We start from the raw sequence: 22,399 nt of genomic DNA, 5'->3' as shown, positions 1-22,399 counted from the left end.
CGCTATCCTATCCTTTACTCATGACCCGCCGCCGAACGTCGCCTGGACGCTGCCGGCGGATCGGAAGGCGGCATCCCGCGGGATGCCGCCCCCAATCAATCAGCTGCGCGTCTGCACGCCGCCGGTCTGGCCGACGGTCGCCGTCCCGGCCGCACCTGCAACCGCGGGCTTGGCGACGGGGGTCGCCGGCTTGGTCGCCGCGGCGGTCTTGCCCACCATCGGGCGCACCGCACCGTTCGACGCGAGAAAGCCGAGCACATCGTTCGAAAACGCGCTCATATCCTCGGCGATCGCCTTGTTGCGGCGCTGCAGCCAGTTGTACGCGAGCACCGCGGGAACCGCGACCGCCAGACCGAGCGCGGTCATGATCAGTGCCTCACCGACCGGACCTGCGACCGCGTCGATCGACGCCTGGCCGGCCGAACCGATCTTGATGAGTGCGCGGTAGATGCCGATCACCGTACCGAACAGACCGATGAATGGTGCGGTAGCACCCACGGTTGCGAGGAAAGCGAGCCCGCCGCCCAGCTTCGAGTTGATCGCTGCTTCCGAACGCGCCAGCGAACCATGCAGCCAGTCATGTGCCTCGACCGGATCGGTCAGCTTCTGGTGCTGCTCCTGCGCGTCGATGCCGTCGTCGACGATCTGGCGATAGGCCGAGTTCTTCTCGAGCTTGGCCGCGCCCTCGCGCAGGCTGTTCGACTTCCAGAAGTCGGTGCGCACGCGCTTGGACTGGTTCATGATCTTCTGCTGCTCGAACAGCTTGGTGAACATGATGTAGAACGAGATCACCGACATGCCGGCGAGGATGATGAACACAGTCCAGGCAATGACGCCGCCTTGTTGCAGCGCTTCCCAGAAACCGTACGGATTCTCGCTCACGGGCGCAGCCCCGGCGGCAAAGATGGTGGTCAGCATAGTCGAATCTTTCCTTCAAAGAGATGGGGGCGGGCGGGTGCCGGAGCGCCCGCCCTCAAAAGCAATCAGCGTTCGAGCTGCCAAGTGATGCTCTGCGTTAGAGTAGAAGCAATCGGATTACCCGCTTGATCCTGTGCGGGCTCGAAGGTCGCTCGACGGGCGCCTCTGCACGTTGCATCGTCGAGCGCCGAGTTGCCGGTACTGCCCGTAATCTCACACGACGTCACGCGGCCATTGGTGCCGATTCCGATCCGGAAAGTGGCCCGACCCTCTGCTTCGGCACGAATTGCCGAAGCAGGATAGTTATCGGCACCAAAGAACCGGCCCAGATTGCCCTTGGCCCGTGCAGCCTTGCTGACCACAGCCTTCGGCGCTGGCGGCGCGACCGGAGCCGGAGGCGCGGGAGGCGCTGCGATCGGCACGGGATTATAGACCGCTGGCGGCGTCCGAACCGCCTGGATCTGCACCGGCGGCGGCGTGTTCGTCCGCACGATCGGCGGCGGCGTCACCACCGGCGGCGGCTGCGTCGCGACCTCTTCGGGCGGCGGGGGCGGCGGCTCCTCCTCGGGCGGGGGCGGTGGCTCCTCGACTTCGAAGGTCTCCAGATTCTCCTGGACTTCCTTCACATATTTGTACGCGAGTCCCGTGATGAATGCATAGCCGATGACGGCGTGGATCAACGCCACGATCACCAACGCTACGATTCGGGCAGGTCCCGCTTTTTGGTCAGCATAAGCCATTCAGCAACGAAACTCCTCTATCCCGACAAGGGCAGCATTGCGCCCGAAACAAGGCACGTTCGCCATCCTTTCCACCCATCGCAATCGCGTTCTTAAGGCAGAGCGCGCGTTTCTATCGTGGCGTTAGGGATGACGCAAACGCTTTGTCGAACGCAATAAACGTACAGTCGCTGCGTGGCAGATTTATTTCTGTATCACAAAGCGCTGATCGCGTATCGCCTGCACCATGTCCCTGGTAACCATATCCCTGGCGATCGCGCTGTCGGCGCCTGTGCCGCCCACCGCAATTCCGTCCCAAAATCCGCAACTCGCGGCGATCCGGAACGATCCGCGCCTTGATTACGTCACGATTGCCGACCTGGTGCTGCAGGCGCCGCTCGTGATCGACGGCGCAATCCGCAGCGCCGCGCGCATCCGCGGCGCCGAGGCGTTGGGCGTCGCGCCCGGGCGCGAGCGCTATTATGTCGAGGTCGATGTCCTGGGTCTGGTGCGCGGCACCGGCGGACTGCCGCCGCGCGTCGGCTATCTCGTTGATGTTCCACTCGATGCGCGGGGGCGCGCGCCGCGGCTCAAGGGGCTGCGCATGATCGCGTTCGCGCGTCCCGTCGCGGGACGGCCGGCGCAGGTCCAGCTCGTCTCGCTCGACGCCCAGCAACCCTGGTCGCCCGAGCTCGACGCCCAGGTCCGCGCGATCGCCCGCGAAGTCGTCGCGCCCGACGCGCCGCCGCAAATCACCGGGATCGGCAACGCCTTCCACGTCCCCGGCACGCTTCCCGGTGAAGGCGAGACGCAGATTTTCTTGACCACCGCGCGCAACGACCCGGTGTCGCTGTCGATCCTGCGCCGCCCCGGCCAAGCCCCGCGCTGGGGCGTGGCGCTGGGGGAGATCGTCGATGATTCGGCCGAACCGCCGCGCCGCGACACCTTGCTCTGGTATCGGCTGGCATGCGGCCTTCCCGATGCGCTGCCCGAAACCGCGCTGCAGTCGACCGAGCCCGATGCGGCGATGCTGGCGCGCGAGGATTATCAGTTCGTCCGGCGCGCGCTCGGCCCCTGCCCCGGCCGCGGGGCAACCGCTACATATTGACGAAGTCGCGGTCGAACCGGGTCAGCCCGGCGCCGCCATCGACGAAAATGATCTGCCCTGTCGTGCTGCGCGCACGGGCAAGGAACAGCACCGCGTCGGCCACATCGTCGGGATCGGGCAACCGCCGAAGCGGCATCGTCTCGGCCAGCCGGGCAAGCTGTGCCGCCGCGTAATCCCCGGTCGGCAGCGTCAGCCCCGGCGCCACACCGTTGACGCGCACCCGAGGGGCCAGGCTGGTCGCGAGCGTCCGGGTCGCCTCGGCCAACGCCTGTTTCGACAAGGTATAGGCGAGCTGGTCGCGCGGCGGATGCGCGATTCGCTGGTCGAGGATGTTGACCACCGCGGCCTCGACCCCCTGCGCCGCGACCGCTTCCGCCAGCATCACCGGCGCGGCGACGTTAGCGGTAAAGTGCCGGGTCATCGCCGCCATCGATGCCAGTCCGGGATCGCCGACATCGAATCGCGAGGCATTGTTCACCAGCAGATCGACCGGCGCTTCGAATCGATCCGCGACCGAGCCGACCAGCGCCGCGACGCTGGCGGCATCGTCGAGGTCGGCGGCGACGCCGTGATGCCGCGCGCCCGCCGCATTCAGCCGCTGCGCGAGCCAGCGATCCGGCACGGCCGCGCTTCGCCCATGATAGGCGACGTCGTAGCCCGCCTCGCCCAGCCGCGCGGCGATATGGGCGCCGAGGCGCCGGCACCCGCCGGTGACCAGCGCGACGGGACGCGTCACCGGCGATGCCGGGTCATGGTGATGCCGATCGCTTCGCCATGCTCGGCAATCGCCAGCTTGACGATGTGCACCGTGACCGACCGGACGCGATCGTCGCCGATGAACAGGGTATCGGCGATGTGCTCGGCGACCGCCTCGATCAGCGTGAAATGCACCCCGCGCGGCAATCCCGTCGCCGCCGCCTTGAGGTCGAGATAGGATTTCGACGCATCCAGCGGCGTATCCGGATCGAAATGCTCTGGGATGTCCAGGTCGGCAGTGATCGAGATCCGCAGCGGCTGCGGCAGGTGCGTCTCCTCGGAATAGACGCCGGTCAAGACCTGCACCTCCAGGTCGCGCACCTCGAGCAGCAGCGTATCGCGAAGCGGGGGTGCCGCGCTCACTCGCGAATTCCAGGGGTTGGCCCCAAGTTCAGCATTGCGTCACGCTCCAATCGCTCTATGCGGCGCCCGACTTATGCCGACCCGCGCGAGGATGGAAGCGATGTTGCCGCTGGTGCCGATTGCCGATGTCGATGCCGATGCGGTCGAGGCGCTGCTCGACCGTGCGTTCGGCACCGACCGGCTTGCCAAGACCGCCTATCGCGTCCGCGAGGGGCTGGCACCGATCGCATCGCTCAGCTTCGCGGCGATCGGCGATGGCGGGCATCTGGCAGCGACGATCCAATGCTGGCCGGTGGCGTTGCACCTCGATGCGGGCGAACAGGTGCCGATGGTGATGGTCGGCCCGATCGCGGTCGATCCTGCGCGCCAGCTCGCAGGTCTCGGCCAGCGCCTGACGCACCATGCGCTGGCGATGGCCGATCGATCGGCGCTGGCGGGAGCGCAGGCGCAGATGCTGGTCGGGGACCCCGAATATTATGCGCGCTTCTTCGGCTTCTCCGATTCGCCAACGCGCGATTGGCGGCTACCCGGCCCGTTCGAGCGGCGCCGCCTGCTCGCGCGCGGGATGGTGCCGACGGGCGCCGGGATCGTCGTACCCCGGGTGCCGGCGCTCGCCTGACTTGCCCGGCGCGGGTGCTCTCGCCTAACGGGGCGGGATGCCGATGCCTCCCCTGCCCGACCTTGCCGACCTCTCGCTGGCCGCGATCGCGGCGCTTGCCGAGGAAGCGCGACTTCCCCCGGTCGCGCAATGGAACCCCGAGCATTGCGGCGACAGCGAGATGCGCATCGCCAGCGACGGGACCTGGTATCATCAGGGGTCGCCGATCACGCGCCCGGCGATGGTCCGGCTGTTCTCGACGATCTTGCGCCGTGAGGCCGACGGGTCGTTCGTACTAGTGACGCCGGTCGAGAAGCTGTCGATCGCGGTCGACGACGCGCCGTTCGTGGCGGTCGAGATGAAGGCGGAAGGGAGCGGTCGCGATGCCCGCCTCGCCTTTCGCCTCAACACGGGCGACCTCGTCACTGCCGGGCCCGACAATGCGCTGCGCTTCGACAGCGGCGAGGATGGGCCGCGCCCCTATCTCCATGTCCGCGGCGGGCTCGATGCGCTCATCGCGCGCCCGGTCTATTACGAACTCGCCGAACGCGCGCTCGGCGCCGACCGGCCGGGGGTGTGGAGCAACGGCGTCTTTTTCGCGATGGACGCGGCGTGACGCTTGCCGATCGGTTGCGCACGGCGCTGGGCGCGCAGCACGAGCATGCGCCGGTGCTGCTGATCGGCGACGGCGACGAATGGGGCGACCCGGCGTCGCTGGCACCCGCTGCCGTGCTGATCGCGATCACCGACCGTGCGCGGCCGGGCGTGATCCTGACCCAGCGAACGCAGGAATTGCGCAGCCATGCCGGCCAGATCGCCTTTCCCGGCGGGCGGGTCGATCCCGGCGACACCGATGTCGTGGCGGCCGCGTTGCGCGAGGCCGAGGAGGAGATCGCGCTGCCGCCGTCCGCCGTCACAATCATCGGCCCGACCGACCGCTATCGTACCGTCAGTGGCTTCGAGGTCACCCCCGTGGTCGGCGTGATCGCACCCGACCTGCCGTTCACGCCGCAGCCCGGCGAAGTCGGCGACGTCTTCGAGATTCCGCTCGACCACCTGCTCGATCCCGCCAACCATCTCCAGGGGAGCATCGAGTGGCAGGGCCGCGAGCGGCATTATTTCGAGATCTTCTGGCAACAGCGCCGCGTCTGGGGTGCGACCGCGGCAATGCTGATCAACCTATCGCAGCGGCTGCGATGGAGCGCGTGACGCTTCCCGATGTACCCTGGCGCAGGCGGCCGGGGCTCGATGCGCTGATTGGCGCGCTGGGGGCCGCGAGGTTCGTCGGCGGCGCGGTGCGCGATACCCTGCTCGGCAGCCCGGTGTCCGACATCGACATCGCCACGCCGCACCCGCCGCAGCGCGTCGTCGAGCTGGCGACCGAGGCCGGGATCAAGACGGTGCCGACCGGCATCGCGCACGGCACGGTCACCGCAGTGCTGCCAGAGGGTCCGGTCGAGGTGACGACGCTGCGCCGCGATGTCGCGACCGACGGGCGCCATGCGCAGGTGGCCTTCACCGACGACTGGCGCGCCGACGCCGCCCGCCGCGATTTCACGATCAACGCGCTCTATGCCGACCCGATTTCGGGAGAGGTTTTCGACTATTTCGGCGGTCTCGACGATCTTGCCGCCCGGCGCGTGCGCTTCATCGGCGATCCGTATCGACGCATCGCCGAGGACCATCTGCGAATCCTGCGCTTCTTCCGCTTTCTTGCGCGGTTCGGCGATGCCCCGGATCCCGCCGGGCTCGACGCCTGTACCGCGCGCGCAAACGACCTGATGGCCCTGTCGCGCGAGCGGATCGCCGATGAGTTGCTCAAGCTGCTGGTGGCGCGGCATGCGGTGCACGTCGTCGCCGTAATGATCGAGCGCGGGATCCTGCGCCCGGTGCTGCCTGAGATCGCCGGCGTCGACGCGCTTGCGCGGTTGGCCGGGCGCGAAGCGACGAGCGCGATCGCGCCCGATGCGATCCGGCGCCTGGCCGCGCTGCTGCCGGGCGATCCCGATGTCGCCGAATCGGTCGGCGCCCGCCTCAAACTGTCGAAGCTGCAGCGCAAGCGGCTGATCTCGGCGGCGCGGCCGCTCGATGCGGAGCCACGGGCGCTGGCCTATCGCATCGGACCGGAGGCAGCGACCGACCGGCTGTTGCTCGCACAGGCGGATCGCACCGGCGACGTCCGCGCGCTGGCGCACTGGACGCCGCCGACGCTGCCGCTCACCGGCGGCGCGTTGGTAGCGCGCGGGATCAAGGCCGGGCCACAGGTCGCGCATCTGTTGCGCGCGATCGAGGAGCAATGGATCGCCGAAGGGTTTCCGAATGCCGACCGCGTCGGACAGATCGCCGATGCTCAGGTCCGCGAGGCGGACAGCAGCGTATAGGCCTGGTCGGCGGGTAGCGGACGGGCATAGAGATAGCCTTGCCCATAGGTACAGCCCAGCGCCGCCAGCGTCTGCGCCAGTTCGTTGGTTTCGATGCCCTCCGCCGTCGTTTCCATGCCCAGCGCCGAGGCAAGGCTGAGCACCGCGCGCACGATCGCCACCTTGTCGCGATCGCTGAGCAGCCCCGAGATGAAGCTGCGGTCGATCTTGAGCACGTCGATCGGCAGCTTCTGCAGATAGGCGAGGTTCGAATAGCCGGTGCCGAAGTCATCCATCGCCAGCCGCGTGCCCAGATCCTTGAGCGCCCGCATGGTCTGCGCGATGCGATCGGGATCGGTGACGATCGCGCTCTCGGTCAATTCCAGCGTCAGCCGGTCGCCGGTCAGGTCATAGGTGTCGAGCGCCTCGCGGACCATTCCGGCGACGTGATCGCGCTGCAGCTGGATCGCCGACAGATTGACCGACACCGACACGTCGCAGCATCCGCCCGCCTTCTGGTCCCACTCGGCCAGAACGCGTGCCGCCTCGTGCATCGCCCAGCGCCCGAGCGGCACGATCAGCCCCGATTCCTCGGCGACGGGAATGAAGTCCACCGGCGACAGTTCGACGCCGCGCAGGTTCTTCCAGCGCGCCAGCGCCTCGAACGAGACGATCCTGCCCGATGCCAGATCGCTGATTGGCTGGAAATGCAGCCGCATCGCGCCGCTTTCGATCGCCTGGCGCAGCTCGGTCTCGATGCTGAACTGGCGCCGTGCGAGGTCGAAGGTGCGGCTTTGATAGGTTTCGGTGCGCCCGGTCGCCTTGGCGCGCTTGACCGAGAACTGGGCGTGGCGGATCAGGTCCTCGGCATCGGCGATGTCCTGCGACCCCAGCGCCACCCCGATCGAGCATTCGACGCGGATTTCGAAATCGGACAGGCGAAACGGACTGGCAAGCGCGCCCTCGATCCGCTTGGCGACCTCGAGCACATCGCCGATCCCGTCCTCGACCGTCATCAGGATCGCGAACTCGTCGCCGCCGGTGCGCGCCAGCCGGTCGTGCGCTCGCAGCGCGCCCTTCATCCGCCGCGCCACCGAAATGAGCAGCTCGTCGCCAGACAGCGACCCGAGGCACGCATTGACCCGGCTGAAGCGATCGAGATTGACCACCAGCACCGCATGCTGTGCGCAGCATTCGGGCGTGATGGTCGTCTCCAGCAGCTCCGAAAAGCCCGGCCGGTTGAGCAGCCCGGTCAGGCTGTCGGTCATCATCTCGCGGCGCAGGCTCTCGCCGGTGCGTGCCTCGGCAGTGTGATCCACCAGCGAGATCAGCGCGCGATGCGGATTGCTGTCGGTGACCCGCCGGGCCAGCTTCACGCGAAAATGGCGGGCATCGACTGCTTCTCCCAATTGCCAGTCAAATTCGCATTCGCGGCGGCGCGACATCAGGAATTCGGTGACGAGCGGGCCGTGCGCCGCCACCAAAGGCGACTGTCCGGCAACGCTGCCCAGGCCGGCGCGGCGGAAATTCTGGTTGATCGCCTCGAACACGATCTCGCCGTCGCGAAGCACCGCAATGACAGCGGGTATGGGCAGCAGGTTGAGCAGCAACGCCGATCCGCCCGGCCCGAAAGCAATCGCATCGCCCTCCGCGTCGTGCGGACGCTCGGCCGTTGCGGCAGCGGGCGATTGCAACACCATTTGCAAACGGCGCTAGAGCGATTTCCTTAAAGCCGCGTGAAGCGTCATGTGCGGCGCAGCGCCTATTTGAATCGGTTATCGCGCGGGAAGCCTATCGGAGGCATCCGGCCCGCAGCGCCGCGCGCCGCACGCCACGGTGCCAGGTCGCTTTCGGTCCGCACACGGCCTTCCGCGCCCGCCATCGTCCAGCTGAGGCCGTCGGCGAAGCGCAGCGTGCGCGCATCGGACAGCCCGCCATCACGAAAGCGCTGGATCTGAACCCCCTGCCCGCGAGTCATTTCGGGCAGCTCGCTGAGCGGAAACGCGACGAGCTTGCGGTTGTCGCCGACCGCCGCGACATAATCGTCCTCCGCAGCGATCGGCCGCACGACCACCAGCGTCGCGCCGGGCCGCGGCGTCATCACCGTCTTGCCCTTGCGCGTTTCGGCGACGACATCGGCGCTGCGCACGATGAAGCCGCGCCCGTCGCTGGCGGCGATCAGCATGCGCTCGGATGCCCCAGCGCCCAGCAGCGCGACGATCGCGGCATCGTGGTCGAGGTCGATCATCGATCGCACCGGCTCGCCGAACCCGCGTCCGCCGGGCAGGCGGTCGCCGCCCAGCGTGTAGAAGCGGCCCGCCGCGGTCGCCAGCAGCAGCTTGTCGGTGGTCTGCGCATGAAAGGCGAAGCGCGGCCCGTCGCCTTCCTTGAACTTGAGCGTATCGGCCGACGCCAGATCGACATGCCCCTTCATGGCTCGGATCCAGCCGCGCTGCGACAGGATGACGGTGATCGGCTCGCGCTCGATCATCGCCTCGAGCGGAATGTCGCGCGCCGGCGCCGCCTCCTCGATCAGCGTGCGCCGCTTGCCGAGCAGCGTCTCGGGCCCGTAGCGCTCGCGCAGCTTGGCCAGGTCGCGCTTCAGCCGCGTGCGCTGGCGCGCATCGGAACCGAGCAGCGCGGTGAGGTCCGCCTGCTCCTTCTCCAATGCATCGCGTTCGCGGCGCAATTCCATCTCCTCCAGCTTGCGCAAGCTTCGCAGTCGCATGTTGAGGATCGCCTCGGCCTGGCGGTCGGTCAGCGCGAACTCTGCGATGAGCACTGGCTTGGGTTCGTCTTCGGCGCGGATGATCGCGATCACCCGGTCGAGGTTGAGATAGGCGACGATATAGCCGTCGAGCAGCTCGATGCGGTCAACGATCTTGTCGAGCCGGTGCTGGGTGCGGCGCTTGAGCACCACGAACTGGTGCTGGATCCATGCCGCCAGTGCCTCGCGCAGCGACATCACCCGCGGCGTCCGCGTGGCGTCGAGCACGTTGAGGTTGAGCGAGAACCGCGTTTCCAGGTCGGTCAGCCGGAACAATCCGTCCATCAGCGTGCCGGCATCGACCGTGCGGCTGCGCGGTTCGAGGACGATGCGGATGTCGGCATCCGATTCGTCGCGGACATCAGCGAGGATCGGGAATTTGCGCTCGTTGACCAGCGCCGCGATCGCCTCGATCAGCTTGCCCTTCTGCACGCCATACGGGATTTCGGTGACCACTGCCGACCATCCGCCGCCCTTCTCGCGTTCGATCGTATACCGGGCGCGCACACGAAAACCGCCGCGGCCGGTGGCATAGGTCTCGGCGATCGCCGCGGCGCTGTCGACGACGATCCCTCCGGTCGGGAAATCAGGGCCCTGCACATGGCCGAGGATCGCGGCGTCGTCGGCGCCGGGTTGGTCGATCAGCAGGATCGCCGCATCGAACAGCTCGGCGGCATTGTGCGGCGGAATGCTGGTCGCCATGCCGACCGCGATGCCTGAGGCGCCATTGGCGAGCAAATTGGGGAACAGGCCGGGAAACAGCTCGGGCTCGTTCTCCTCGCCATTATAGGTCGGCCGATACTCGACCGCGTCCTCGTCCAGCCCGGCCATCAGGTCCATCGCGACCTGGGTCAGCCGCGCTTCGGTGTACCGGTAGGCGGCAGCGTTATCGCCGTCGATATTGCCGAAATTGCCCTGTCCGTCTACCAGCGGGTAGCGCAGGGCGAAGGTCTGCGCGAGGCGGACCATCGCGTCATAGACCGACTGGTCGCCATGCGGATGATATTTGCCGATGACGTCGCCGACGACGCGCGCGCATTTCTTGTACCCCGACGCCGGATCGAGCCGCAGCAACCGCATCGCCCACAACAGCCGCCGATGCACCGGCTTCAGCCCGTCGCGGACGTCGGGAAGCGACCGCGCCGTGATCGTCGACATCGCATAGACGAGGTAGCGTTCGGACAGCGCGCTATCGAACGGCGCGTCCACGATCGCGTTGAAGGGGTCGGTGAGGTCGGTAGCCATTGCGCGGGCGATAGCAAGCCGGGCGGCGCTGCGCTAGGAACCCCCGCATGATCCGCTTCCCGCTGCTTGCCGCATTGCTGCTGACCGGCGCCTGTTCCGAACCGGCGGCGCCGCCCCCGGCCACCGCATCGCGCTTCGTCCCGCTCAGCTGGCCCGACCTGACCGAGCGAGCGCGCCCCGACCCCGATGCGACGATCGCCTATGGCAGCGATGCGCCGCAAAAGGTGGATGTCTGGCTGCCGTCGGGCCCCGGTCCGCATCGCACCGTGCTGATGGTGCATGGCGGTTGCTGGACGACGAGCATCGCCGATCGGACGCTGATGCACTGGATCGCGGACGATCTGCGGCGCGACGGCTACGCAGTCTGGAACATCGACTATCGCGGGGTGGACATTCCCGGCGGGGGCTATCCCGGCACCTTCGCCGACGCCGCCGCCGCAGCCGATGCGCTCCGGACGCATGCGAAACGGTTCGGCCTCGACGCCGGCAAGGTGGTCGCCGTCGGCCATTCCGCCGGCGCGCATCTCGCCTTGTGGCTGGCCGCGCGGGCGCGACTTCCCGCCTCCAGTCCGCTGCGCTCGCCCGATCCCCTGCCAATCGCACGGGTCATCAGCCTGGGCGGATTGCCCGATCTCGAGGCGACGGCAGGCGCGAGCGACAATGGCTGCGGAACCGACGTCGTGGGGCAATTGGTCGGAAGCGGCCGCGCCGACCTCTATGCCGACACCTCGGTCACGCGGCTGCTGCCGGTCGGCGTGCCGTTCGACCAGGTGGTCGGGCGCGACGATCGCATCATTCCGCTGCGGCTGCCGCGCGATTTCGATGCCAGGGCCAAAGCCGCCGGGGATCGTGCGACGCTGACCATCGTGCCCGACACCGGCCATGTCGAGCTGATCGCGCCCGAAACGCCCGCATGGGCAGAGGCCAAGCGCCGCATCGCCGCGGGCTTCGCCAAGTGACTCTCGACGAGGCACGCGCGCGCGACGCCGCCGACCCGCTACGTCCTTTGCGCGATCGCTTCGTGTTGCCTGATGGCGTGATCTATCTCGACGGCAATTCGCTGGGTCCGCTGCCGCGCGCCACGCTCGCCGCCAATCGCGATCTGGTCGAGCGGCAATGGGGCGAACGCCTGATCCGCAGCTGGGACGAGGGCTGGATGGGCAGCCCCGCACGGATCGGCGGCAAGATCGCGCCGTGGATCGGCGCCGACGCGGATGAGGTCATCGTCACCGACTCGACCTCGGCCAATCTGTTCAAGCTGATCGTCGCCGCGCTGCGCCGCGATCCGGCGCGGACCGTGGTAATAAGCGAAACGGGCAATTTCCCGACCGACCTGCATATCGCCGAGGGCGCGGTGGCATGCGTGCCCGGCGGCACGCTGCGCGCGGTTCCGCGCGATGCGCTGGCAGACGCGATCGACGACCGCACCGCGCTCGTGCTGCTCAGCCACGTCCACTACAAGACCAGCGCGCGGTTCGACATGGCCGCCTGGACCAGACGTGCACACGACGCAGGCGCGCTCATCCTTTGGGACCTCAGCCACAGCGTCGGGGCAATTCCCGTCGATCTGAACGGTGCAGGCGCCGACATGGCGGTCGGCTGCGGGTACAAATTCCTCAACGGCGGCCCCGGTGCTCCCGCGTTCCTGTATGTCGCCGAGCGGCATCAGGCGCAGCTCGCCAACCCCATATCGGGCTGGATGGGGCATGCCCGGCCCTTCGCTTTCACCGACGCCTATGAAGCAGGCGCCGGCATGGAGCGCTGGCGAGCGGGCACCCCCCCGATGCTGGCGATGGCCGCGCTCGAGGCCGGTCTCGACGCGATTGCCGACGTTCCAATCGAGGCGCTCGCGACCAAGAGCGCGGCGCTGTTCGACGCGTTCGCGGCGGCGGGCGACGCTATCGGCCTCAAATGCATCGCCCCGCGCGATCCGGCCGAGCGCGGCAGCCATATCGCGTTCCGCCATCCCCATGCCTGCGCGATCATGGCGGCTCTGGTCGAGCGCGGCGTGATCGGCGACTTTCGCGATCCCGACATTCTGCGCTTCGGGCTGACACCGCTCTATGTCGGCTTCGAGGATGTCGCCCGCGCGGCGCTGGCACTCGCGGAGATCGTTGCCGACCATCGCGGCGTTGCACCCCCCGGCCCGATCGCGTAAGGCCGCAGGCTTCCACGCCCCGGCAGGATGCGGCCCGCCCGCGCCGCCGGGGCTGCTCATTTTCCAGGGGTTTCGCCACGATGGCTCGCCGCCGCCAAATCTATGAGGGCAAGGCCAAGATCCTGTACGAGGGTCCCGAGCCGGGCACGCTGATCCAGTATTTCAAGGATGACGCGACCGCGTTCAATGCCCAGAAAAAGGGCACGATCAGCGGCAAGGGCGTGCTCAACAACCGCATTTCCGAGCATGTCTTCACCCTGCTCGCCAATATCGGCATCCCGACGCACTTCATCCGCCGCCTCAACATGCGCGAGCAGCTGATCCGCCAGGTCGAGATCGTGCCGATCGAGGTCGTGGTGCGCAACGTCGCCGCCGGATCGCTGTCGAAGCGGCTGGGGATCGAGGAGGGCCAGCAGCTGCCGCGCACGATCATCGAGTATTATTATAAGGACGACGCGCTCGGCGATCCGATGGTCACCGACGAGCATATCCTCGCCTTCGGCTGGGCCGCGCAGGAGGAACTGCACGACATGGCGGACATGGCGATCCGCGTGAACGATTTCCTCTCGGGCCTGTTTGCGGGCGTCAACATCCGGCTGGTCGATTTCAAGCTCGAATTCGGACGCATCTGGGATAATGACTATGCCCGGATCATCCTTGCCGACGAGATCAGCCCCGATGGCTGCCGGCTGTGGGACATGACCAGCAACGAGAAGCTCGACAAGGACCGCTTTCGCCGCGACCTCGGCGGCGAAGTCGAGGCATATCAGGAAGTCGCACGGCGGCTGGGCCTGCTGCCGGAAGGTGCGGATTCGTCGGTGCTCGACCTCGAAAGCCACCGCAAGCTGCGCGGGAAATAATCGCGCCCGACCTAAAGCAGGTCTTAACCATCGGCAGGCTACCACCCCCCGCATCCACGGATAGACATTCCGTCGCGGGGGACTGACGATGCGTACTCTGGTGATTTTGGGCAGTGCCACGATGCTGGCGGCGTGCGGCGGCGATACCGGCGCGCAATCGGCGGGCAGTGTCGCTCCGCCGACCGGACCGGCGGCGACCCACAGCTTCGTCAACCCCACCGAGACCAAGACCTATGAGGGGCTGGGCGGGGTCCAGAGCTACGATTATTCGACGCGGTCCGACCAAGGCTACCAGGACGGTCAGCTCTATGCCGCCGACGCCAACACCGCCCGTTCGAGCGGCATCTCCGTCGCCTATAACCCGCGCGACGCGATCTTCGAACTGACGATCAGCCAGCCGCTCGGCAATGTCGAGGTCGCCGCTTTCCGCTTCCAGGATCCTCAGCACCGCACGGACTTCGATGGCGCGGTTGGACCGCAGGCAGGCGTCCCGGAATTCGCCGCGAACAAGCAGATCCAGTATCTCCAGGCGGACGCAGCGACAGACACCGGCAGCGCGCTGTCTGGCAACGATCCGCTTGCCGATGGCGCGGAGCGAAGCGACTATTTCGTCGGCGCGGCGGGCTCCTCCTCCACGGTCAACACGCTGTTCTATCAAAAGCCCGGCACGACGACCAAATACGTCACCTATGCAGGATTCGTCCGCAATGTGCTGTCGGCCAATGAAGTCAGCGAGGACGGGGCGCCACCTGCACTGCAACAGAATTACGGCCTCGACCGCGCCGCGTTCGTCTTCGGCGAGCGCACCGCAAACGGCGCCGTGCCCAAGACCGGATCGGCCAGCTTCACCGGCGACATGATCGCCAGCATGGTGTTCAATCCGATGGGCGACACCGATCCCGGCTTCCCGAGCTACCTGCAATGGATCGAGGGATCGAACACGACGTCGGTCGATTTCGCCTCGCTGGCGGTCACCACCGAACTGACCGGCACCGTCCACGCGCCGACGCTCGATGCCTATACCAGCTGGGCTTCAGCGCTGCCGGCCGGTTCGCGCTTCGCCGCGTCTGCCACCGCCACGCTCGACCTGATCAACAAGGGCGGCTTTACCGGCAGTTTCGACAAGGCCAGCTTCACGCGCCCCGGCATGGACGACTTCACCGTGTCGATCGCGGGCTCAAGCCTCGACGGGGCGTTTTTCGGGCCGAACGGCGAGGAGATCGGCGCCGGCTTCCGCATCGTCGGCGGTACGCCTGACGAGCGCATCGACATCGTCGGCGCGTTCACGGGCAAGAAATGATGCGCGCCGCCGGAGCGCTCGCGCTCGCGGCGGCAGTGTCGGCCCCGGGGGCGCAGGCGCAAACGCTGCTCGACCGCTGCGTCGCACAGACGTGCAAGGCGCGGCTGACGCCCGACCAGCTGCTCGGCGAGGTCCAGGCGCTGATCGCGGCCAAGCGCTTCGACGAGGCGCGGCCGATGCTTGCCGCGCTCCAACAATTGCCCGACCGGCGTTTCGAAACACGCTATCTGACCGGGATGCTCGCCGCCGAAACCGGCGATCACGCAACCGCGATCGCCCAGTATCAGGCGATCCTGGCCGACGATCCCGGCCAGACCCGCGTCCGGCTGGAACTGGGCAAGGCGATGCTGCTGAGCGGCCGCCCGCAATCCGCCGACCGCCAGTTCGCGATCGCGCAGCAGGACGCCGATCTGCCGCCCGACGTCGCGCGCACGATCCGCACCGTCCGCGACGTCATCCGGTCGCAGAGGGCGTGGAGCTTCGACTTCAGCGCCGGCATCGCGCCCGACACCAACATCAACAACGCGACCAGCGCCGACCAGATCACCGTCGATTTCGGCGGCATTCCGATTCCGCTCGAACTCGACGACGCGGCGCGGGCACGGTCGGGCACCGGGCTGACCGCGACGGCATCGGCCGGATTGCGGCTGCCGATCGCGAAGGCGACGACGATGCTGGTCGATCTCGATGCCACCGGGACGAACTATGACGGCGCCGATTACGACGACTATCAGCTCCAGGCCGCGGCCGGCCCCGAAGTGCGGCTTTCCCCGAAATCGAGCGTCTCGGTACAGGCGGTCGGTGCGCAGCGCTGGTTCGGCGGTGACGTCGTCAGCCGCCAGTTCGGAACGCGCATCGGCATGCAGCACGGGATCGGCACGCGCGGTCGGCTCGGCATCCAGCTCGACGTGCGCCGCACCGACGCCCTGTTCGACGACGGCTATGACGGGACACAGGCCGGCCTGTTCGCCACCTATGAACGCGCGGTCGCACCCACGCTGGTGGCGTCGGCGGGGCTGTTCGGCCGCCGCGACTGGCTCGATCAGCCGGCCTATTCGAGCAAGGAGGGCGGATTCACGCTCGGCCTGGGCGGTGCGATGCCGCTGGGGATCAATTTCGGGCTGAGCGGTACCGTGTCGCGCGCGATCTACGACGCGCCGATCGCGCTTTTCTCTCCAAAGCCGCGCAAGGACTGGCGCTATGTCGCGCGCGCGACATTCGGCAACAGCAAGATCCGCGTGCTGGGCTTTTCGCCGCAGATCGGCTGGACCTACACCCGCGCCGAATCGTCGATCGGCTTCTTCGATGCGACGCGCAGCCGCTTCACCTTCCAGCTCGCGCGCTATTTCTGATCCTTGCGGGCAGCGCGCCGGGGCGGCATAGGCAGCGGCGAACCCCTCACCGCCGGGACAGCCGCATGAAAATCCGCATCATTGTCACCCTGAAGCCCGGCGTCCTCGATCCGCAGGGCAAGGCCATCCAACACGCGCTCGGCTCGCTCGGCTTTGCCGGCGTCGCTGATGTGCGCGCCGGCAAGCTGTTCGAGATCGACGTCGCCGACGACACCGACGATGCCGCGATCGACGCGATGTGCCGCCAGTTGCTCGCCAACACGGTGATCGAGAATTACCGGATCGAGCGCGCATGAAGACCGCGGTCGTCGTCTTTCCTGGCTCGAACTGCGATCGCGACGTCGCGGTCGCGCTGCGCGAGGTCACCGGCACCGCGCCGACGATGGTGTGGCACGGCGACAGCGACCTGCCCGGCGATATCGGCCTGATCGCGCTGCCCGGCGGGTTTTCCTATGGCGATTATCTGCGCTGCGGCGCGATCGCCGCGCGCTCACCGATCGTGGCGGCGGTCAAGGCTGCGGCCGAGCGCGGGGTACCGGTGCTCGGCATCTGCAACGGCTTCCAGATCCTCACCGAGATCGGACTGCTTCCCGGTGCGCTGATCCGCAACCAGGGGCTCGACTTTGTCTGCCGTGACGTCGCGCTGACGGTAGCAAACGACCGATCGGCCTTCACCAGCGGCTACACCGCGGGCGACGCGGTGCGCTTCCCAGTCGCGCATCACGACGGCAATTACGTCGCCGACGAAGCCGTGCTCGACCGGCTGGAGGGCGAGGGCCGCGTCGCGTTTCGCTATGCCGAGGCGGTCAACGGATCGGCGCGCGACATCGCCGGGATCGTCGACGAACGCGGCACGGTGCTCGGCCTGATGCCGCATCCGGAACGCCGCATCGAGGCCGCGCATGGTGGCAATGACGGCCGCCGCCTCTTTGAGGGACTTCTAGCGGCGGTTAGCTGAGGGCCGAAACAGGTGGCTGTAGCGCGCCAGCAGCGTGATCGCGACCGGCCAGAACAGCGTGTTCCAGATGTCGTGCCAGTGGGCAGGCGGATCGGCGGACTTGCCGAGCCCCCAGCGATCGATGATGTCCCAGGCCTCCCCCGTCAGCGCCGCAACCGCCACGAAGGCGACCGGCAATGCCGTACCGACGCGGCGCTTGAGCAGCAGCGACGCGGCGAACAGCACGCTCAGGCCCACATAGATGTGCAGCGCATCCTTCGGCAGCCCGGTGAATGCGAGCATCGCCAGCTTGGCATCCTGAAATCCTGACATGCTCACAGCTTGGCGCTGAACGGCGTGAAGTCGGTGTCCCGGTCGAACAGATCGACCCCCTCGGCGCGCTTCAACCGGCCCACGACCAGATAGGTGGCGGGCGTCAGCATGACTTCCCAGCCGACCTTGAGCGCCCAGTTGGTGACCATCACCGTTAGCACTTGCTCGGTCGACCAGATGCCGAGAAACGCGATCGGATAGAACAATAGGCTGTCGATCGCCTGCCCGACCACCGTCGATCCGATCGTGCGCGTCCACAGGTGCCTGCCGCCGGTCGCGACCTTGAGCTTGGCGAGGACGAAGCTGTTGACGAACTCGCCGGCCCAGAAGGCGACGATCGACGCCACCACGATCCGCCACACCTGCCCGAACACCGCCTCGTACGCCGCCTGCCCTTCCCAGCCGGGAGCGGGCGGCAGGCTGACCACCACCCAGCACATCACCGCCAGGAACAGCAGCGCCGCGAACCCGGCCCAGATGCACCGCCGCGCCCGCGCATAGCCATAGACTTCGGTCAGCACGTCGCCGAGTACATAGCTTACCGGAAAGAACAGGATGCCCGCACCGAACACGAACCCGCCGACCGCCGCGAGCTTGGCCGCGCCGACCACGTTCGACAACACCAGCACGGTGACGAACGCCGCCATCACCAGGTCGAAATGGCGGAACTGCCCGCTCGTCACCTGCGCCGCCGCCACCGCACGCGGCGCAGCCTGTCCGTACCCATCGCTCATTCCCGGCGCTATGATCGCCATTTCACCGCCGTGCAATCCGCGCTACGAGGCGAAGCGCGCGCGCCCGTAGCTCAGCTGGATAGAGCAAGGAGCTTCTACCTCCTTGGCCGGGGGTTCGAATCCCTCCGGGCGCGCCAATCGCTTACGACAGCGCCGCCAGATCGGCCGGGCGATTGATGTTGGCGAGCGGCTCGGGCCAAGCGATCGCCTGCGCGCCAATGCTGCGCGCCCATCGGGTGAGCGCGCGATCGCCGTCCGCCGCCATATGCTCTTCCAGCCGATCCAGTTCCGTCACCGGCCAGCGCGCGATCACTGGCGCCTGCGCGGTATAGGCCGCGCCATTGGCATGCGCGAGAAGCGCGAGGAGCCCGGGCGGGAGCCGCGGCATGTCGCATGGCACGCACAGGATCGCCGCGTGGCCCCGCACGCGGGCATGTCGAAGCGCGCCGCAGATGCCGCCGAGCGGCCCCAGCCCCGGTTGCGGCGCATCGTCGACCGAACACCACCGCGGGTCGCTGCGCCCGGCCACGACGATCTCGCGGACATGCGGCGTCAGGCTCGCGACCGCGTGCTCCAGCAATGACCGCGCATCGAGCAGAGCTGCCGCCTTGTCGCTTCCAAACCGCCGCGACCGACCACCCGCGAGCACCACGCCGAGCAGCGTCACGGCGCCGGGGCCACGGCGAGCATCGCGTCGCTGCGCGCCAGCATCACCAGCTTCAATCCGGCCTCGGACGCGCGCCGGACTGCAAGGTCGGTCGCGGCGGAGATCGTCACCAGCATCGGACAGTCCGCCAGCGCCGCCTTTTCGACCAGCTCGTACGAGCATCGCGAACTCAGCAGCGCAAAACCGCCGTCCCACCCCAGCCCGTCCATCGCCATCGCGCCGATCAGCTTGTCGAACGCATTGTGCCGCCCGACATCCTCGCGCACCGTCCGGATCGCGCCGTCGCTTCCGCACAGCGCCGCGGCATGTACCGCACCGGTGCGCTGGTTGAGCGGTTGACTGTCGCGCAGTGCGGCAAGCGCCAGAAAGATCGCGGCGGGCCCTGCGTCGGACCGGGAAGCCACCCGCGGCAACGGCCGCAGCGCCTGTTCGAGATTCTCGATACCGCACAGACCGCACGACGAATCGGAAATGCGATGGCGCACCCGTTCGTGCAACCGGGGAAGCCGATCCGGCGCAAGCGTCACGCGAACGATCCAACCTGCGATATGCTCGTGGAGATCGACATCGACGATGTCCTCCCAACGCTCGATCAGCCGCTCGCCCAGCGCAAAGCCCACCGCGAATGCTTCGAGCTGATCGGGAGTCGCCATCATCACCGCATAGCCGATCCCGTTGAACTCGATCGCGACCGGACATTCGACTGCTATCGGACGCATGCCCGCTATGACGCTGCCGTCATCAGCGATACGGTCGATCGCGATCGCAACCGTGCTGGCGAGATTTTCTTCAAGAGGCATTCCGCCCCCCGGGCTATGCGGAACCGGCGCCGGTGTCGACACGTCGAACAGGCTGAACCAATCGCGGATCGACCCGTTCCCTACCCCGTCCCGCGACACGGGTATGCCGCCGCGGATGAAAGGACCAAATCGCATGGCCGAGCAGCGCGACGACAAGCCCGAGATCAAGCCGTTCAAGGGTCCGGCCGGCGGCTGGGGATCGGTGCGCTCGCTCGCCGAGATCCTGCCGCGTGAGGGGGGCTCGCCCGAAGTGCTGCGCGAGCTGGCCCGCCAGAACAAGCCCGAGGGGTTCGCCTGCGTCAGCTGCGCCTGGCCCAAGCCCGCCAATCACCACCCGGCCGAATTCTGCGAGGAAGGCGCCAAGGCGACGGCCTGGGAACTGACCAGCCACCGCACCACGCCCGAATTCTTCGCCCGCCACACGCTCACCGAACTGCGCGGCTGGAGCGACTATGAACTGGAAGAGCATGGCCGTCTCACCCACCCGCTGCGCTATGATCCGACGACCGACCGCTACGCCGCGATCTCGTGGCAAACCGCCTTTGCCGAGATCGGCGCCGCGCTACGCCCGCTCGATCCCAAGTCGGTAGTATTCTACGCATCGGGGCGCGCCAGCCTCGAGGCTTCGTACATGTACGGCCTGATGGCGCGGATGTACGGCAACCAGAATTTGCCCGACAGTTCGAACATGTGCCACGAATCGACGTCGGTCGGGCTCAAGGCCGCGATCGGCGTGCCGGTCGGCACGACGCGCCACAGCGACTTCGAGCGCTGCGACGCGATCCTGATCTTCGGCCACAATGTCGGATCGAATGCCCCGCGCATGCTCCACGACCTGCGCGCGTGCCGCAAGCGCGGGGTCGAAGTGATCACCTTCAATCCGCTTCGCGAACGCGGGCTCGAGCGCTTCACCGATCCGCAGAACCCGATCGAGATGGCGACATTGCGCGAGACGCGGATGTCGAGCCAATATCATCAGGTCAAGGCGGGCGGCGACCTCGCCGCGATGATGGGCATCGCCAAGTTCCTGGTCGAATGGCACGACGCCGCACTCGCCGCTGGCAAGCCAGAGGTGCTCGATACCGCGTTCATCGACGAGCACACGCACGGCTTCGATGCGTTCGTCGCAGCAGTGCGGGCCGCCGACTGGGACGCCATCGCGCGCGAATCCGGGCTGACGCTGAGCGCGATCGAGGCTGCGGCGCGGGTTTATGCCAAGGCAAAGGCGGTGATGGCGGTGTACGGCATGGGCCTGACGCAGCACGTCAAGGGCGTCGAGAATGTCCGCATGCTCGTCAACCTGCTGCTGCTGCGCGGCAATATCGGCCGTGCCGGTGCCGGACCGACCCCCGTGCGAGGGCATTCCAACGTCCAGGGCCAGCGCACCGTCGGCATCACCGAAAAGACCGAACTGGTCCCGGTAGAGCGGATCGAGGCGCAATATGGCTTTAGCGCGCCGCGCGAAAAAGGGTTGGACACGGTCGGGGCATGCCGCGGCGTGCTCGACGGCTCGGTCAAGGCATTCGTCGCCCTGGGCGGCAATTTCCTGCGTGCGGTGCCGGAGACCGGGCCGATGGAAGCCGCATGGCCGCGCCTCGACCTGTCGGTCCAGATCGCGACCAAGCTAAACCGCAACCACCTGTTCGCCGGCAAGCAGACCTATCTGCTCCCCTGCCTCGGCCGCATCGAGCAGGACGTGCAGGCGACCGGACCACAAGCCGTGTCTGTCGAGGATTCGACGAGCTGCATCCACGGGTCGCGGGGCAAGGCCACCCCGGCCAGCCCGCATCTCTTGTCCGAACCGGCAATCGTCGCCGCGCTCGCCAAGGCCTGCCTGCCCGATCCGGCGCTGGCGCCGTGGGACGACTGGGTCGCCGACTATGCGCGCATCCGCGACGCCATCGAACGAACCTACCCCGAGATGTTCGCGAAGTATAACGAACGGCTGTTCACCCCCGGCGGCTTCTGGAAGGGCAACAAGGCGTCGCAGCGCATCTGGCAGACGCCGAGCGGCAAGGCCGAATTCCTCGCCCCCACCGGGCTCTGCGCCACCGGCTTCGGCGATACCGACGGCCGCTTCCGCCTGATGACGCTGCGATCGAACGATCAGTTCAACACCACCGTCTATGGCTATCACGACCGGTTCCGCGGGGTGAAGGGCACACGCGACGTGCTGTTCATGAATGCGGGCGACATGGCGGCGCGCGGTCTGCGCGCCGGTCAGGTCGTGGCGCTGGAAAGTGACGCGGAGGACGGGGCGCATCGCCGCCGCGACGGCCTGATCGTCACGCCCTATGCGATCCCCAGCGGCTGCCTCGGCGCCTATTATCCCGAAGCCAATGTGCTGATGCCGGTCGAGCATTTCGCCGAAGAGAGCCACGTCCCCGCCGCGAAGTCGGTGCCGGTGCGAATCGTCGTTTGATC

General features: G+C 67.6%; 23 protein-coding genes and 1 tRNA gene. 14 read left to right on the top strand and 10 right to left on the bottom strand.

The window, feature by feature from the left end:
- Positions 1-99 precede the first annotated feature (99 nt).
- Both FHY50_RS02790 and FHY50_RS02785 read right to left on the bottom strand, forming a co-directional pair.
- On the bottom strand, positions 100-918 hold the full coding sequence (locus tag FHY50_RS02790; protein ID WP_140046859.1) for a MotA/TolQ/ExbB proton channel family protein: 819 nt from the start codon (positions 916-918) through the stop codon (positions 100-102).
- A 65-nt stretch (positions 919-983) separates the two neighbouring features.
- The gene (locus tag FHY50_RS02785; RefSeq protein ID WP_140046858.1) at positions 984-1,658 is read right to left on the bottom strand and encodes an energy transducer TonB; all 675 of its coding nucleotides are present in this window, start codon (positions 1,656-1,658) and stop codon (positions 984-986) included.
- Positions 1,659-1,884: 226 nt separating this feature from the next.
- Between FHY50_RS02785 and FHY50_RS02780 the strand changes: the two genes are divergently transcribed.
- On the top strand, positions 1,885-2,745 hold the full coding sequence (locus FHY50_RS02780; protein WP_208402869.1) for a hypothetical protein: 861 nt from the start codon (positions 1,885-1,887) through the stop codon (positions 2,743-2,745).
- Here FHY50_RS02780 and FHY50_RS02775 read toward each other — a convergent pair.
- The gene (locus FHY50_RS02775) at positions 2,735-3,481 is read right to left on the bottom strand and encodes an SDR family oxidoreductase (protein ID WP_140046857.1); all 747 of its coding nucleotides are present in this window, start codon (positions 3,479-3,481) and stop codon (positions 2,735-2,737) included. The genes FHY50_RS02780 and FHY50_RS02775 overlap by 11 nt on opposite strands.
- Entirely contained in the window at positions 3,478-3,864 is a 387-nt protein-coding gene (locus FHY50_RS02770; RefSeq protein WP_244935286.1) for a dihydroneopterin aldolase, read from the bottom strand. Before FHY50_RS02770 ends, FHY50_RS02775 begins: the two co-directional genes overlap by 4 nt.
- Positions 3,865-3,964: 100 nt before the next feature.
- Here FHY50_RS02770 and FHY50_RS02765 point away from each other — a divergent pair, with 100 nt between their 5' ends.
- Genes FHY50_RS02765 through FHY50_RS02750 form a run of 4 tightly spaced genes read left to right on the top strand, consistent with a single transcriptional unit; the run spans position 3,965 to position 6,843 of the window.
- Entirely contained in the window at positions 3,965-4,483 is a 519-nt protein-coding gene (locus FHY50_RS02765) for a GNAT family N-acetyltransferase (RefSeq protein WP_140046856.1), read from the top strand.
- A gap of 37 nt (positions 4,484-4,520) precedes the next feature.
- Complete coding sequence (locus FHY50_RS02760) at positions 4,521-5,078, top strand: DUF1285 domain-containing protein (RefSeq protein ID WP_140046855.1); 558 nt, start codon at positions 4,521-4,523, stop codon at positions 5,076-5,078.
- Positions 5,075-5,671 (top strand): CoA pyrophosphatase, encoded by a 597-nt coding sequence (locus tag FHY50_RS02755; RefSeq protein ID WP_140046854.1) that lies wholly within the window; start codon positions 5,075-5,077, stop codon positions 5,669-5,671. The genes FHY50_RS02760 and FHY50_RS02755 overlap by 4 nt, the downstream gene beginning before the upstream one ends.
- Positions 5,659-6,843, top strand: coding sequence for a CCA tRNA nucleotidyltransferase (locus tag FHY50_RS02750; RefSeq protein WP_140046853.1), 1,185 nt, complete (start codon positions 5,659-5,661; stop codon positions 6,841-6,843). Before FHY50_RS02755 ends, FHY50_RS02750 begins: the two co-directional genes overlap by 13 nt.
- On the opposite strand, the gene FHY50_RS02745 is transcribed toward FHY50_RS02750, so the two are convergent.
- Positions 6,813-8,522 (bottom strand): putative bifunctional diguanylate cyclase/phosphodiesterase, encoded by a 1,710-nt coding sequence (locus FHY50_RS02745; RefSeq protein ID WP_140046852.1) that lies wholly within the window; start codon positions 8,520-8,522, stop codon positions 6,813-6,815. The genes FHY50_RS02750 and FHY50_RS02745 overlap by 31 nt on opposite strands.
- 62 nt (positions 8,523-8,584) lie before the next feature.
- The gene (parC, locus tag FHY50_RS02740) at positions 8,585-10,834 is read right to left on the bottom strand and encodes a DNA topoisomerase IV subunit A (protein ID WP_140046851.1); all 2,250 of its coding nucleotides are present in this window, start codon (positions 10,832-10,834) and stop codon (positions 8,585-8,587) included.
- A 47-nt stretch (positions 10,835-10,881) separates the two neighbouring features.
- Here parC and FHY50_RS02735 point away from each other — a divergent pair, with 47 nt between their 5' ends.
- From FHY50_RS02735 to purQ, 7 genes are all read left to right on the top strand, one after another.
- Positions 10,882-11,793 carry an alpha/beta hydrolase gene (locus FHY50_RS02735; protein WP_140046850.1) on the top strand — a complete coding sequence of 304 codons (912 nt, stop codon included), beginning with the start codon at positions 10,882-10,884 and terminating at the stop codon, positions 11,791-11,793.
- Positions 11,790-12,992: a kynureninase gene (gene kynU, locus FHY50_RS02730; protein WP_140046849.1), complete on the top strand. Its 1,203-nt coding sequence runs from the start codon at positions 11,790-11,792 to the stop codon at positions 12,990-12,992. The genes FHY50_RS02735 and kynU overlap by 4 nt, the downstream gene beginning before the upstream one ends.
- A gap of 80 nt (positions 12,993-13,072) precedes the next feature.
- Entirely contained in the window at positions 13,073-13,852 is a 780-nt protein-coding gene (gene purC, locus FHY50_RS02725; RefSeq protein ID WP_140046848.1) for a phosphoribosylaminoimidazolesuccinocarboxamide synthase, read from the top strand.
- A gap of 88 nt (positions 13,853-13,940) precedes the next feature.
- On the top strand, positions 13,941-15,152 hold the full coding sequence (locus FHY50_RS02720) for a transferrin-binding protein-like solute binding protein (RefSeq protein ID WP_140046847.1): 1,212 nt from the start codon (positions 13,941-13,943) through the stop codon (positions 15,150-15,152).
- On the top strand, positions 15,149-16,504 hold the full coding sequence (locus FHY50_RS02715) for a surface lipoprotein assembly modifier (protein ID WP_140046846.1): 1,356 nt from the start codon (positions 15,149-15,151) through the stop codon (positions 16,502-16,504). The genes FHY50_RS02720 and FHY50_RS02715 overlap by 4 nt, the downstream gene beginning before the upstream one ends.
- 65 nt (positions 16,505-16,569) lie before the next feature.
- Complete coding sequence (gene purS, locus FHY50_RS02710) at positions 16,570-16,800, top strand: phosphoribosylformylglycinamidine synthase subunit PurS (RefSeq protein WP_140046845.1); 231 nt, start codon at positions 16,570-16,572, stop codon at positions 16,798-16,800.
- Complete coding sequence (gene purQ / locus FHY50_RS02705) at positions 16,797-17,462, top strand: phosphoribosylformylglycinamidine synthase subunit PurQ (RefSeq protein WP_140046844.1); 666 nt, start codon at positions 16,797-16,799, stop codon at positions 17,460-17,462. Before purS ends, purQ begins: the two co-directional genes overlap by 4 nt.
- On the opposite strand, the gene FHY50_RS02700 is transcribed toward purQ, so the two are convergent.
- Together FHY50_RS02700 and FHY50_RS02695 are read right to left on the bottom strand one after the other, a co-directional pair.
- Positions 17,445-17,774: a hypothetical protein gene (locus FHY50_RS02700; RefSeq protein ID WP_208402867.1), complete on the bottom strand. Its 330-nt coding sequence runs from the start codon at positions 17,772-17,774 to the stop codon at positions 17,445-17,447. The two genes, purQ and FHY50_RS02700, sit on opposite strands and share 18 nt — an antisense overlap.
- Positions 17,775-17,776: 2 nt before the next feature.
- The gene (locus tag FHY50_RS02695; RefSeq protein WP_140046843.1) at positions 17,777-18,508 is read right to left on the bottom strand and encodes a queuosine precursor transporter; all 732 of its coding nucleotides are present in this window, start codon (positions 18,506-18,508) and stop codon (positions 17,777-17,779) included.
- Positions 18,509-18,568: 60 nt separating this feature from the next.
- On the opposite strand from FHY50_RS02695, the gene FHY50_RS02690 reads away from it, so the two are divergent.
- A tRNA-Arg gene (locus FHY50_RS02690) sits at positions 18,569-18,645 on the top strand.
- Between the two features lie 5 nt (positions 18,646-18,650).
- Here the strand turns inward: FHY50_RS02690 and mobA are convergent.
- On the bottom strand, positions 18,651-19,175 hold the full coding sequence (mobA, locus tag FHY50_RS02685; RefSeq protein ID WP_140046842.1) for a molybdenum cofactor guanylyltransferase: 525 nt from the start codon (positions 19,173-19,175) through the stop codon (positions 18,651-18,653).
- Positions 19,172-19,975, bottom strand: coding sequence for a formate dehydrogenase accessory sulfurtransferase FdhD (fdhD, locus tag FHY50_RS02680; RefSeq protein ID WP_140046841.1), 804 nt, complete (start codon positions 19,973-19,975; stop codon positions 19,172-19,174). The genes mobA and fdhD overlap by 4 nt, the downstream gene beginning before the upstream one ends.
- A gap of 133 nt (positions 19,976-20,108) precedes the next feature.
- Between fdhD and FHY50_RS02675 the strand changes: the two genes are divergently transcribed.
- On the top strand, positions 20,109-22,397 hold the full coding sequence (locus FHY50_RS02675) for an FdhF/YdeP family oxidoreductase (protein ID WP_140046840.1): 2,289 nt from the start codon (positions 20,109-20,111) through the stop codon (positions 22,395-22,397).
- Positions 22,398-22,399 lie beyond the last annotated feature (2 nt).

The sequence above is a fragment of the Sphingomonas japonica genome (genome assembly GCF_006346325.1).
Lineage (GTDB): Bacteria > Pseudomonadota > Alphaproteobacteria > Sphingomonadales > Sphingomonadaceae > Sphingomonas > Sphingomonas japonica.
Note: the sequence above shows the minus strand (reverse complement) of the source record. Positions and strands in the feature narration are given on the sequence as shown.

Coding starts and splice junctions, on each gene's coding strand:
- purQ (WP_140046844.1), top strand. CDS start 16,797: ATGAAGACCGCGGTCGTCGTCTTTCCTGGCTCGAACTGCGATCGCGAC.
- FHY50_RS02785 (WP_140046858.1), bottom strand. CDS start 1,658: ATGGCTTATGCTGACCAAAAAGCGGGACCTGCCCGAATCGTAGCGTTG.
- FHY50_RS02780 (WP_208402869.1), top strand. CDS start 1,885: ATGTCCCTGGTAACCATATCCCTGGCGATCGCGCTGTCGGCGCCTGTG.
- FHY50_RS02720 (WP_140046847.1), top strand. CDS start 13,941: ATGCGTACTCTGGTGATTTTGGGCAGTGCCACGATGCTGGCGGCGTGC.
- FHY50_RS02715 (WP_140046846.1), top strand. CDS start 15,149: ATGATGCGCGCCGCCGGAGCGCTCGCGCTCGCGGCGGCAGTGTCGGCC.
- FHY50_RS02790 (WP_140046859.1), bottom strand. CDS start 918: ATGCTGACCACCATCTTTGCCGCCGGGGCTGCGCCCGTGAGCGAGAAT.
- purS (WP_140046845.1), top strand. CDS start 16,570: ATGAAAATCCGCATCATTGTCACCCTGAAGCCCGGCGTCCTCGATCCG.
- fdhD (WP_140046841.1), bottom strand. CDS start 19,975: ATGCCTCTTGAAGAAAATCTCGCCAGCACGGTTGCGATCGCGATCGAC.
- FHY50_RS02675 (WP_140046840.1), top strand. CDS start 20,109: ATGGCCGAGCAGCGCGACGACAAGCCCGAGATCAAGCCGTTCAAGGGT.
- FHY50_RS02750 (WP_140046853.1), top strand. CDS start 5,659: ATGGAGCGCGTGACGCTTCCCGATGTACCCTGGCGCAGGCGGCCGGGG.
- FHY50_RS02760 (WP_140046855.1), top strand. CDS start 4,521: ATGCCGATGCCTCCCCTGCCCGACCTTGCCGACCTCTCGCTGGCCGCG.
- FHY50_RS02745 (WP_140046852.1), bottom strand. CDS start 8,522: ATGGTGTTGCAATCGCCCGCTGCCGCAACGGCCGAGCGTCCGCACGAC.
- FHY50_RS02700 (WP_208402867.1), bottom strand. CDS start 17,774: ATGTCAGGATTTCAGGATGCCAAGCTGGCGATGCTCGCATTCACCGGG.
- parC (WP_140046851.1), bottom strand. CDS start 10,834: ATGGCTACCGACCTCACCGACCCCTTCAACGCGATCGTGGACGCGCCG.
- FHY50_RS02765 (WP_140046856.1), top strand. CDS start 3,965: ATGTTGCCGCTGGTGCCGATTGCCGATGTCGATGCCGATGCGGTCGAG.
- FHY50_RS02695 (WP_140046843.1), bottom strand. CDS start 18,508: ATGAGCGATGGGTACGGACAGGCTGCGCCGCGTGCGGTGGCGGCGGCG.
- purC (WP_140046848.1), top strand. CDS start 13,073: ATGGCTCGCCGCCGCCAAATCTATGAGGGCAAGGCCAAGATCCTGTAC.
- FHY50_RS02735 (WP_140046850.1), top strand. CDS start 10,882: ATGATCCGCTTCCCGCTGCTTGCCGCATTGCTGCTGACCGGCGCCTGT.